The organism is Nitrosovibrio sp. Nv4, assembly GCF_900215485.1.
In the GTDB taxonomy this organism is placed as follows: domain Bacteria; phylum Pseudomonadota; class Gammaproteobacteria; order Burkholderiales; family Nitrosomonadaceae; genus Nitrosospira.
In genome coordinates, this window is sequence record NZ_OCMZ01000003.1 from 1 (window position 1) to 12,138 (window position 12,138).

Annotated in this window: 7 protein-coding genes; 3 read left to right on the top strand and 4 right to left on the bottom strand. The window is 47.3% G+C overall.

Features of this window, described 5'->3' with window-relative positions; genetic code table 11:
* Positions 1 to 117 precede the first annotated feature (117 nt).
* From CRO05_RS14950 to CRO05_RS16215, 3 genes are all read left to right on the top strand, one after another.
* Positions 118 to 3,312, top strand: a complete 3,195-nt coding sequence (locus CRO05_RS14950; protein ID WP_143860948.1) for a hypothetical protein — start codon at positions 118 to 120, stop codon at positions 3,310 to 3,312.
* Between the two features lie 307 nt (positions 3,313 to 3,619).
* Entirely contained in the window at positions 3,620 to 5,212 is a 1,593-nt protein-coding gene (locus tag CRO05_RS14955) for an NAD(P)/FAD-dependent oxidoreductase (protein ID WP_159462756.1), read from the top strand.
* Between the two features lie 698 nt (positions 5,213 to 5,910).
* Positions 5,911 to 6,159, top strand: coding sequence for an IS3 family transposase (locus CRO05_RS16215; RefSeq protein WP_369831639.1), 249 nt, complete (start codon positions 5,911 to 5,913; stop codon positions 6,157 to 6,159).
* A gap of 147 nt (positions 6,160 to 6,306) precedes the next feature.
* Here CRO05_RS16215 and CRO05_RS14965 read toward each other — a convergent pair whose 3' ends face one another.
* The 4 genes from CRO05_RS14965 to CRO05_RS14980 form a co-directional block, all read right to left on the bottom strand.
* A complete protein-coding gene (locus CRO05_RS14965; protein WP_097068022.1) occupies positions 6,307 to 8,217 on the bottom strand; it encodes an ATP-dependent helicase in 1,911 nt (636 codons plus the stop codon).
* Positions 8,217 to 9,941 carry an ATP-dependent endonuclease gene (locus CRO05_RS14970; protein ID WP_097068023.1) on the bottom strand — a complete coding sequence of 575 codons (1,725 nt, stop codon included), beginning with the start codon at positions 9,939 to 9,941 and terminating at the stop codon, positions 8,217 to 8,219. The genes CRO05_RS14965 and CRO05_RS14970 overlap by 1 nt, the downstream gene beginning before the upstream one ends.
* 63 nt (positions 9,942 to 10,004) lie before the next feature.
* Entirely contained in the window at positions 10,005 to 11,126 is a 1,122-nt protein-coding gene (locus CRO05_RS14975) for a DUF4268 domain-containing protein (protein ID WP_097068024.1), read from the bottom strand.
* Between the two features lie 196 nt (positions 11,127 to 11,322).
* Positions 11,323 to 11,748: a hypothetical protein gene (locus CRO05_RS14980; RefSeq protein WP_143860949.1), complete on the bottom strand. Its 426-nt coding sequence runs from the start codon at positions 11,746 to 11,748 to the stop codon at positions 11,323 to 11,325.
* Positions 11,749 to 12,138: the final 390 nt, after the last annotated feature.

A 12,138-nucleotide genomic window follows, 5' to 3' on the forward strand; every position in this document is an offset into this window, starting at 1 on the left:
CTCGGGACATATTTTAGGGCAACAATTTGAATTTTTTACTATATAAATAATGAGTTCGCCTGCCGAATGGCTCAGGTGAAAAGCTCATCATTTTTCCAATCTTCACCATCTTAAACCATGACAACTGAGATCTTTCGTTTTATGACCCTTCGCCCCCCTCAAGAGGTGGGTCCTGAAACAGTAATGAAAAATATTTTTAATCTAAATGATTCAACGAGTGACTTTATAGAATTGTTAGTTCAACAGAAAAGGGCCGATTCGAGGGCTGGCATCGAAAAATTGGTTCAAGGATTTATCAGATCAAATAATTCAGGATTTATTGACTCTCGAAAAAAAATCGATGTCAAGTTCTTATCATTCTATGAATCTTTATTAAAGTTGAGAGAAAAAGAATTTCATAAAGCAGCAAAAGATTTATTTATCAAAATATTTCATGTGGAACCGGAAAAATTTGTCCAACAGGATGATTTCAATGAGGTTATCTTAAAAGTAACTGATAGCATAGTGATTGCGGCAATTGAGCAGAACGTCGAGTCTAGAGTTCGAAGTTTGTTAATAAGCCTAGCCAAAACACTTGGCCTGATCCAGAAGCTTCCATATTTGGAAGAAAATCAAGTTTATTCAAAAGCAGACTTTCTCTCGCAGATAATTATATTGCCTGAAGGCATATTTCCTTTGCCAACCATCAAACAAGATCTATCTGAACTACTCAGAGCCGAAGGGGAAAGGCTTGAAAAGATTGCCAATAACCAAGCAGAATTGCTAAGACTTTCGAGAGAATTAACAGCTAATCGTAATGCTGTTAATGATTTGTTAACAACTTTTGAGAAAAGCATAGCTCAGCCTAATCCAGCTAAAGCCGGCTCAACGCCGCACTCAGTTACGGCAAATAGAGATATGGCTCATAACGGTTTCGGACTTTCGGAGGGAGCCGCAGATAATCTCCGTCAGGAAACAAAGGCCACTTTGAGAAAGATTGGCCTTGAGCCATCCAATATTGATGTAGCTATGGCAATTTCTTTAATTGAAAAACAATCAAGAGAAATAAACAAAAAGTTGTACGCCAGCCGAAGCTCAATGAGATATATGGTAAGTATCGGAAACAATCTGATAGCAAGCGATATTTTGGTGGGCGAAATGCCCATCGAACTTGAAAATCCGGTAACAGAACCAGGTACTCCTGGTGTTTGTCCGCCTGTTCCGGCTACAAATATCACTGATGAAGTAACAGTTCCGCATGGAACCCATGGCGAGGCACGGGTTTTAGGCTTTGCCGACTTGATGGTCGTCGAGCAGGAATTACTAGGTTATCGACTGGGCGAAATTGCTCATATTGAAAATGTCTTAAAAAGCGAGATTAGGGAACGTCGATTTAGAACTATGACCACTACTGAACGATCGACCCTGACAGAAACTGAAGTGACCAATGAGAAAATACAAGACCTTGTCTCCACTGAGAGATTTGAATTACAAACTGAATCAGAAAAGGTTATTAACGAAAATACTAGCACCGAAGTAGGCCTAACAGTTAACGCATCCTACGGACCTTCGGTAGATGCAACTTCCAATTTCAACTGGACAAATAGTAGTGCTAAGCAAGAATCAAATCGTGCTTCTGCAACCTTTGCCCGTGATACGACCACCCGTGCCACTAGCAAGATACAGAAAAGGACATTGGAACGCCAATTTGTTAGAACAGTAAATGAAATAGAAGAAAGAAATAAACATTCTTTTGATAATAAAGATGGTCCGGAAAATATTTCCGGCGTTTATCGATTTGTAGATAAAATTTACAAGGCTCAAATCGTTAACTACGGCAAACGATTGATGTTGGAATTTATGGTTCCCGAACCGGCAGCTTTTTTGCGGTATGCGATGAGCAAACAACCCATCGACACAGTAACTCAAGTAAAACCTGAACCCCCCGGATATTGCCAAAACAATAATTTCATCGCTTTGCAGCCCCAACATATTGAGAGAGACAAATATATGGGTTGGGTAAGCCAATACTTAGCAGAAGACATTGAGCCTCCTCCACCTTTAACGCTCGTAATAAGTGAGAAGAAAAATAAAGACATTGCTGGAGAAGGAAGAAAACTTAGTTCAGACAGTTTTGATATCCCTATTACCGAGGGCTATATACCACAGGCCGCTCACATAAATATCTATGGCGAAACACAAGATTTAGAAGGAGAAGGAGTCACCGTGCATCAAGTCGTCGTCCAAGTTCAGAACGAACAGCTTACCTATGTCGAGCCCGGTGATGATAGGGTTGATCCCCTTCCCCTTCTAACACCAACAACTGGCAAAATACCGATTACCATAAATTCCAATGCTTTCCACAATTATGGAGTCCTAGTCAGCGTCCTTTGCACGTGTTCAGAGGAAAAGTTCGAAGCGTGGCAAATCAAAACCTACAATTTGATCATGAATGCCTACAACGACCAGAAAAGTCGTTACGACAACGCAGTTGAGACAGCGCGAATACGGGATTCCAATATTACCGGAACCAATCCGTTAATGAATCGTGAATGTGAGAAAAGTGAATTGAAGAAAGGCTGTATCTCGCTACTCACAGCCCAAAGTTTTGAAACCTTTGATGCCATGAGACGCAATGTTGCTCCGCTTGGCTATCCTGAAATAGCCTTTGCCGATGCCAAAGCTGAAGGCAGATATATCCAGTTTTTTGAGAATGCCTTCGAATGGACCAACATGACCTACATTTTTTACCCTTACTTTTGGGGCAAAAAAGATGATTGGGTCACGATCTCGCAAATTTCAGATAATGATCCGCTATACACGCGCTTTTTGCAAGCGGGTGCGGCCAGAGTACAAGTGCCTGTTCGACCGGGCTTTGAAACCAGCCTGCTTCACTATCTGGAAATTGGAGAAATCTGGTATGGCGAAGGCACTCTAGTCAATGCCGAAGACGGCGTTGCTGATCCCCTGCATCTATCTGTTTTGGCCGAATTAAAAGAACAACTCGGCAATCAAAACATAGAAGGTAAAGGACGGCTGACCGTGCAAAAAGATGTTACAAAAGTAACCGGTATAGAGACTGAGTTCATCGATAGCGATGAGAACAAACGCATTATCATCAAGGACAAAACCTACGTAATCAGCGAAGTAATCAGCCCAACCGAAATACACCTGACCCAAAAGTATTTGGATGAGAGTGAAAGGGGTGTGCGCTATTCCATCGGCGTTAAATTGGTTGGCAACCCGTGGGAAGTGAAACTGCCAACTGACCTAGTGATGATTGACGAATATAAAACCTTGCCGGAGATCAATGCGGCCATCCAGAATGGCTAAGTCTAAATGGCTGAGTCTAGATGACCGGGTCTGCCCGGATACTAACTACTAACGGCATCTTCCCCGCCAGTATATTGACCTTCATCTGGTTTGGTTGATCCTTTTTACAACACCGACTGTCCGGACACCTGCACTAGCAGAACGGCCTGTAAAAAGCGGGTATACAGCGGATATATAAACGTTCTGGGCAATTCAAGAGTTAATCTGGCTCTAGGCGCGTTTCCCCAAAATAAAACACACCCCGTCTCTTTGCTGCGAACGAAGAAAATCGCGAAGAAAAAGGATGGTCAAAAGCTCGGACGGTACCATGGATAATGATCCAATCACGCCCCTCACGACCCTCTCGCAGGATTGTAAGAACGGGCTGAAGAACATGCGGGTGGCAGTAGTTGGGGCCGGACTGGGCGGCCTGATGGCCGCCCTGCGGCTCAGCCAGCATGGCGTCGAAGTGAAGGTATATGAAGCGCATCCACAGATAGGGGGGCGCGTTTGCAGCAATCGCAAGATTGTCCCTGGGTGCATTATCGAGGAGGGGGCGGAATTGATTGGCTCGTTCCATACCGCGTGGCTGAAATTGGCCCGGAAGTATGGCATCGCAGTGATCAACCGGATGGGGGACCGGGAGTACGAACGAGCAGGCTTGAATTTGAAACTCCGACTGGATAATACGAAGGACCTGACATGGCCAGAAATCGATCAGCTCACTAATGATGTCAATCAGGTGCTGGAGTCGATTGCCAATGAGGCAGCAAAGATTACGCAAGAGACCTGTCCGTGGAAGGAAAGTAACCCATTCTTTCTGGGTCTGCTGATGGTTTACGACCACATGACCGTAAAACAGGCGCTAATCAACAAGCACAAGGTCAGTCCGTACAATCCGAAACAGCAGCGGCTGTGGAAGATGCTGGAGTTATTACTGGTCAACAATGAACTCTCTCAACTGGACGAAATGAACTATCTGGGTCTGCTGTTAAAAGTGAAGGGAGGGCAGAGCGAGCGGTTCGAGATCGAAGATCATAGTCCAACGGGGTATTGGGACGAATTGGAGATTTTTCGCTGCGCCGATGGAAGCCAGCGCTTGGCCGATGAAATGTGCAATGAGATCAAAAAAAACAGGGGCGTTTTTGAGCTAGAAAGAGCGGTCACACAAATCGACATTCACTCGCAGGATGTGCAGCTGACGACGCAGCCGGTTGCTTGGCCGAGGGGGAATTTAGGCAGCGTGAGGGCCCAAGCGAGTTTTGATTACGTAGTGCTGGCGATCCCGCCTACCGTGTGGCACCACGTGACGATCCGAGACAACGACAATCCGGTGGATCTCAAGGCGGAGATTGGCGACATGGGAAAAGGCCTGGCAGTGAAGTTCTTCAGTAGATTTAATAGCCGGTTCTGGATCACGGAAAAGATCCCATCCGCTCCGAGCGGCGGGACCCTCAAGCTTGGTCAGATTTGGGAGGGCACCGATAACCAGATGCAGACTAAAGGCAAAGACGTCATGCTGAACGTCTTTGCCGGGCCCCTCTTGCCCGACCCACTGAAAGGTTACCGTCCGCCCAAAGAGCCCGAAATGAAGCGCGAGCTGAGGAAACTCTATCCCAGCTATTTTACAAAGCTAGTCACCCCTTCTTTTTATAAGGATTGGCCGGAGGAGCCCTTCATCGAGACCGGTTTCTGGGCGCCAAAACCAAACGGCGAGATCTTCAAGGTTGGTCCAAAGCTCAACATCGCGTTCCATAAGCGGCTGTACTTTGCCGGGGAACACACATACGTTTCCTATTTCGGCTACATGGAAGGGGCACTGCGCTCCGGCATTCGCGCGGCAAACCTGCTGATGCGCGAATCATGCGGGATGACAGTGAATCCCTGTCCCCCACCCCCGCCTGAGGTGAGGGTAGCATAGGAAGAAGAAATTACCGACCCGTTCCCGCTTAATCTTTCCACTTTGTCCAGTATGATGAACATTTCCGCAAAGACTTTGTTGCTGTGTGCGGTTTCCTACAGACAACGAGACGATCACATTACAGCATAGAAGATAAAGAAAGAGTTACTTTCTCTAAACGATGCAATATGCAAGGAGATGTGACGATGGTGGATGACGAAACTCGGCAGTGCCCTTTTTGCAAGGAGCAAATCAATTCGGAAGCAACCAAATGCAAATATTGCGCCTCACGGGTAGAACCAGCACGACCGCAACACCGTGGGCAATGCCCATTTTGTAAGGAAGCGATCAATCCTGAGGCGCTGATATGCAAGCACTGTAAATCAAATCTTCAAGTATCGAAGGATTGTGCCTGCTCGCATGAACGCCCATTTACATTTATGATGGGACACCCTAATTTGGGTGGCTTCTCAGACGCAAGACCCCACACCGCCTCTTTGAGTACCATGCAGAGGCAGCGACAGTGTGAAACGTGGTGTTATGGTTCTACTCTCATGTGTGCGTGCCCAGTAAATATACCTGGTTTGGGTCAGGGCATCATCATCTATGCATGTGGAACGTGCATAGATGATCCGATCTTCAATGCCTTCGCATAATCTATTGAGGACCTGGTTTGTCGGGAGAAGCGGCGTACGGTCGGCAATGCGCTTAATAACGCTCTGGCTGAGAACTTCTTCGCCAGCCTGGAGTGTGAGTTCATCGATCTCAGAACCTTCAAAGCTCGTACCGAGGTCCGGCTCACAGTATTTACCTGGATCGAAGGCTGGTATAACCCTAGGGAGCGTATAGCACTCGGATACCTCTCACCCACGAACTTCGAAAGGAGATCACCAACCTCTCTTCCCGAATTCAATGTCCGGCATAACGAACTCGAGTACAGCACCATACCTTGTCAATCGAGTTCCTAACCGTCCAGAAGGACTAAAGTGTGATGGTATCTGCAGTCGTGTGACAGGGTTTGGTTGAAATTCGCACTCATCATTATGAATGATAACGTCCTTTATCATTCATAGATCTTTTAGCAAAAATAGTTATACAACAAAGCGAATCACCAGTTATCCACCCTCAACTACGAAGCCCATTTCTTTAAGGAACCTTGAAGGAGCTTTTTGCCAACCGTTGTATTTTCCGGCATAGGTAAGAGTCAGCGTCTCCATCGTTCTGGTAATGGCTACGAAACAATTTCTTCGCTCTTCCTGCATTTCACGGCTGTCATCTCCAGCCTTTCTAGCCTGAAAAGAGGGAAGCTGATCCTCAGCAAGGCCGACCAGGTATACATGAGAAAACTCCATTCCCTTACAGGCGTGAATGGTTAAGCAACGTACTGCTGAGGAAGGCGCCTCTGGCGTTTTGTTGGCCAGCGCAACCTCCTGAAGGAATTGCCTTAAAGACAGAGCATAAGCATCGCTTTCTCCGCCTAGATCTCGGATGATTCCGAGCCAAACATCTCGCTCTGCCGGATAATCAGCGAAAGCTTCGCTGCCTTCGGTATGAAGCTCAATATCCTCTAGCTTGTCAAAATATTCAAAGACTCGCCTCAAGAAGTCTGAGTACTGGCCTTGCATCAGCTCTTGGACAGCCTCGCAAAAGCTTGTTATCTCTGCAGACTGTTGCTCCAGCAGGAGCGCGAGCGCTTCCAGATAGTCTCCATTAGCCTGGGCTGCCCACGCTGCCAAGTTTTCAGGCTCAATGTGGATCCCTCGGCAATCGGATAGGGCCTTAATTAGGGCGGCAGCAATCTCATTATCCGAGCGAACAGCTGCCAATTTAAGTGCCGCCATTACAAAACGTAGCGGCGCACTTTCAAACTGTGACTTTCGACGCTGAACATGTGATTCGACATTAACCGTCGTTAGTGCGCTGCCCACGCGCTCAAGCAACTTAGTATTTCTGGCAACAACCACAATCTCGCGTGGTGCTGCCCCGACACGAATGCGCTGAGCAATTTGCTCTGCAACCCATCCTGCCTCTTTTACTTCGTCGGTGAATTGTTTCACTACAACAGGAGAGGTAGATGCCAGTTGACGCATAGCCTCTAGAGGTTTTTTCCCTGCGGCGCGGTCGCCATTGTGCGCGATGAGGGCATTGGCTAGATAAACGACCTCAGCAGGGCAACGGTAATTTTCTGGCAACTGGATAGTCTTTAGATCGTAATGGCGCTCTAGTTCACTAATACGAGCTGGGCTTGCGCCATTCCACTGATAAATAATTTGGTCATCATCCCCAACGATGAAAATATTCGAGTCTCTTTGCGGTGCCAGCGCGCGGAGAATCCGATATTGGACGGTATTTGTATCCTGAAACTCGTCTACACAGATGTACCGATAGACAGTCTGAAGCTGCTTCGCGACGCGTGGCCTTTCACGAAGAAGTTCTTCACAAAAGTACAGGATGGCATCGTAGTCCAGACAGTTTTGATGCTTCAATAGCTCCTTGTAAGCACTAAACAGCGCTAGCAATTGCTGCCCCATCGCCGAGTCCTTCAGCAGGGAAGGAACATTGACGTCTGGAATCGCGCTCCTGAATAGGAAATTGAGCGCAGTGAGCGCCTTTTCGGCAGAGACGAATTTCGTAAACTCGTCTGCTCGCTTTGTGAGCAACGACTTAACCAGAGCAAGTCGCTCCGAATCTTCGATGATTTCAAACTCTGGACTCAACCCAAAGTGACTACCATGTTGGCGGAGGATGTCAGCGGCGAATGAATGGAAGTTAGTAAGGAGTGCTCTGTTGCGCGCATCAGGAACAAGCGCAAACAGACGTTCTCGCATCTCGCTGGCGGCCTTGCGGGTGAATGTCAAGCAGAGAATCCGGTACGACTCATCCGCGCTCTCCTCTACCAATCGAGCAGTTCGTGAAGTCAAGGTGGCTGTCTTGCCGGATCCTGGCCCGGCAAGTACCAACAATGGACCTGTATTCCACTGAGCTGCGGTCAACTGGTTTGCATTGAGCTTCCTCAGGTAATCCATTAAGGTCTCCTTGCCAATACGATGGCTTTCATGACCGCACACTTAAGGGCTGGAGGTACAGAGGCTGGCCCACCGACTCGCATCGCTTCTACAACAGCGTATGCTGCATTTATCTTCTCCGGAATGCAGTTGGAAATTTGTTCTGGGTAGGCAGGATCTTCCTTAGGCACCGTCAAATTGTTCTTTTTCATCTGGTGTGAGGCTAATCTCTCATAGACGGCAAGAAAGCCATTCGCAGCCAAATAAGGTTCAATAGAAGTTGCGCCGGCCAGAAATGAAATATGCCTCCATTCTCTCTTAGGGATGCCCGGGACGCGACCCCTCGCTTTCTTTACGTCACTCAAACCTTGTGTATCAGCATCTGTGAGGCAATGCCAGGCGATACCTAAAGAGTTTGCTGCCTCCAAGAAGAAATCTATGTCTCCCTGTCGGTATTCAACACATCGTACTCCCGCCTGTTCTAGGTCCAGGCCCAACACTTCAGCAGCACCGGAGAAAAGGATGGCCTCGGTCTCGCCCTCCCCAAGTAGCCAACAGCGCGCGAACAACAATTCGCCACGAGTACGACGTACTAAGAAATCGAATTTCTGACGCTCCTTCTTGCGTAACAGATCAGGTGGAAGTGTACCTACACAGACCTCGTTTCTCTTACGGTAGAGGCGGCGAATTGAATCCACCTCAATTTCAGAGAGAAGATCCCCAGAATGGGTTGCGATTAGCTTCTGCCCTTTGATGTTCCGAATTGTTTTCCACAAAGCGCGAACGGCGCTTGGATGCAAGTGAGCCTCTGGTTCCTCCAGCGCAACAATTGGCTGTGAATCCTTTACTCCTTGTTTGCGCCCCAGCTCAGATCGAAGAAAGGCATCAAACAACATCAGAACGGTGAGGCTCTGTGTCCCTTCACCGTGTTTTCCGATGGGCAAACGGGCGCCAGTGGCGGAAGCGATACTAACCTGAGTACGGTTTAGCATATCGAAGATGCGTGCGGGAATAGCGTCCACACTAACGACGTCGTGCTGACCAAGCGCCACAAGATCCTGCACTTTGGACAAATGCTCCCGAATATCCTTGAAAGTTCCGTGCGCCTCGATGATTTCTGCGTTGATAGCTTGGAGCTGAATCTCAATTTCTGCCTTTTTTGTCGGGGTGATCTGTGAATTCTTCACAAACGGCGACCAGAACTGTGAGGTTCTTGAAAATTCCTTGCCGGCATCACGAAGCGCAGAAAGATAAAATAGGGGACGCAACTGTTGCAATGCTGACAACCGGCCTCTACTTTTGCCAGGCAGCGGCTTTCCGGTAGAATCCAGAAAGTCGAAGCTCGTATCAATTTCCTGAGTAACCGTCGAGAACTCCGACGTCAAGCGAAGTTGAACTCTCGAGCGGTCATCCGGCATCAGCATCACAATGTTGGCATCTCCACCTAACTGCCTTTCGATTTCCTCCGACCATTCACCCAGCTTTGACTCCTCGAATGTTAGTGTGATCGAAATTGGCTTGGCTGTTGTGGGATCGGCAGATACGCCATCCAAGTGAAAGTCAAACTCATCAAAGACTGGCATCTTGCCGCTTGAACGCAGATACTGAAGGCAGGCGCGAAGCGCATGCAAAATAGTTGTCTTGCCGCTGTTGTTCTCCCCAATCAGAACCGTTGTTCCGCCTAGAGCAAGATCAAGTGACCTAATGCCGCGGAAATTTTCAATCTCCAGTCGAGTCAGCAACATCAATGCGCTCCCTTCTTGCCGCGCACTTTTCGGAAATCAAACATTGTTATCAGATCACCCTCTCTACTGCCTTGTGGAGTTGACTATCTCAGGAACTCGAGGACCGAATACGGCTTCCAGCTTCTGTATGTGCTCAATAAGCCATTCAATCATATCAGGCCAATTTTCCTGTGCGTAACCATCGAACGATCGGGCGTATTCAATAAAAGACCTTTTGTTGTCATCCATTCTTCGCCACGATAGCGGTGCCCCAAACGCATTTTCACATTCGAGCTTGTGATCATGAAGCCGATCAAATAGCTTTTTATTCTGCTCTTTTGAAGATTTATGCAGTTCGAGGGCAACCCGAACCTCATCTCTGTTAAAAACCATTGAATAGGAAACGCCGCGTAGCCCGGAGCCAGCGTTAAGCCAAGGGTCGTGACTGGCACTTATATTCGCATATAGCTCGTTGTTGGATTGACCAAGTGCCTCTAGCACTCTTTGCCAGAAATCTCTCCTTCGCTGGTGACGGGTCGCTCGGCTGCGTTCCGAGAATTGCTCTTCAACTTCTTTCTGCGAGACCCCAATCATAAAATCTTCAGCTTCGGGTAGCGGAATTACTTGCTCGATGCTAAGAAAAAGGTCGACCCCATCCTGATAAGGCATAGCTTTGAAACACTTGATGAATACCCCATGTTTTAAGAGCCATAGCACTGTCGAAGTTACTTCCTTGCGGAACTGTGCAGCAACCATTATCAGTCGCTGATCATTGCCCGAGTTCAGAACCACTTCCGAAAAGTCTTCTTGTTCAAGAAATACACAAATTTGTGCCTTTGCATCTTTTCCTGAATCATTCCTATCCAGATAGCTCTGAAAAATTTCCGTGATCTGTGTCTTTGACAAAGTCGAGCAGTAAGAAGCGTATTTGAGGGCTTGCCAGACAACATCTCTACCCGAATCATCGAGTTTATTTTCGATAATTACCAAGCCACCTCGTTTATCGATTGCCAACAAATCCAGACGCTCTTTAGTGTCGTCGAACCCATCAAACTCCTTTTGGATAATTAGCAACTCTTCTCCAAGAACATTCGGCTGGTTTGCAATCCATTCTTGCAAATGGTTTCGCTCGGTAAACCCTAGTTCGGAGAATTTGGCTTCTTTAACCTTGGTAATTCGGTTCGAGATATGATTTATTCGATACATTGTTTTAGACCCCTAAGCTGCTAACACGAGAACACCACGGCAAACCTCCTAGTTTTTCCACCCATGAAAGTTTGGCGAGGCATTTGAATCGATCAATACCCGCAGTTTATGGCTGAGTAAGTCAATGGGACTTTGGGTAGCCTATCAAGTACAGGTATATAAAGGTGTACCTAGCGATGCTACCAAGCCTTGTGACCTAAAAATTGCTCTGATTCAGATCCTTGGTGGTGGGCTCAGGAGATTTTTTTACGACCTCCTGAACCTGGGCCCGCTGCATTTCACAGTTCTTCTCGCCTGCAAGGATAATCAGATGATTGTGCCTTTGCCGCAGCGCATTAATCTCCGTCTGCTCTGCCTGGCTGAAATCCATAAAGAACCACGGCACTAGAAAGAAAGCCCCCGCTACCCCAAGGGCAACATTTTTGCCCGTTTTTTCTGTGGCCGGTATTAGCCGGCTTACTTCCGAGTCAATAAAGCTCAACTCGCTTTCAATAGCCTTGCACGATCTACTTGTATCGCCATATTGATTAACGGCAACAGGATTTGCGGCTCGACCAGCGCAACCAGCAATGAATGTCACAGCAATAATTACTGACACCGTTTTTCTTGTTAATTGTTTCAAGATGCGCTCCTTGGTTGCATACGTCATAGGGGACCCAAACCCGCGAACGAGATGCTATGTTGGAAAAAAACCAGGTATTAGGTGATCTACGGCTTTAAAGCGTAAATCTGATGGAATGGTTCATTTTTGCCAGAGCGATGGGCTGGACCGAGCGATATTTCCAGCCCGATTTTAGAGCTCTTATTGCTGAGCAAACAATTGGACTTAGGTACACCAAAGCTGAGTAGGGGTATTTCCCAGTTTACGATTTCTATAGAGGGGCAGGAAGTTGAGAGGCCGGAAACTGGGGTTGCTGAAAGATGCGAACAGGCACTGATTCGGCTACAGGTAAACTGGATTAGAGAGGGTCGCTCGACAATAAGAAGTTGTCTTGCTAAGAGCCGCTAAGAA

Coding starts and splice junctions, on each gene's coding strand:
- CRO05_RS14965 (WP_097068022.1), bottom strand. CDS start 8,217: ATGGATTACCTGAGGAAGCTCAATGCAAACCAGTTGACCGCAGCTCAG.
- CRO05_RS14970 (WP_097068023.1), bottom strand. CDS start 9,941: ATGTTGCTGACTCGACTGGAGATTGAAAATTTCCGCGGCATTAGGTCA.
- CRO05_RS14950 (WP_143860948.1), top strand. CDS start 118: ATGACAACTGAGATCTTTCGTTTTATGACCCTTCGCCCCCCTCAAGAG.
- CRO05_RS14975 (WP_097068024.1), bottom strand. CDS start 11,126: ATGTATCGAATAAATCATATCTCGAACCGAATTACCAAGGTTAAAGAA.
- CRO05_RS14955 (WP_159462756.1), top strand. CDS start 3,620: ATGGATAATGATCCAATCACGCCCCTCACGACCCTCTCGCAGGATTGT.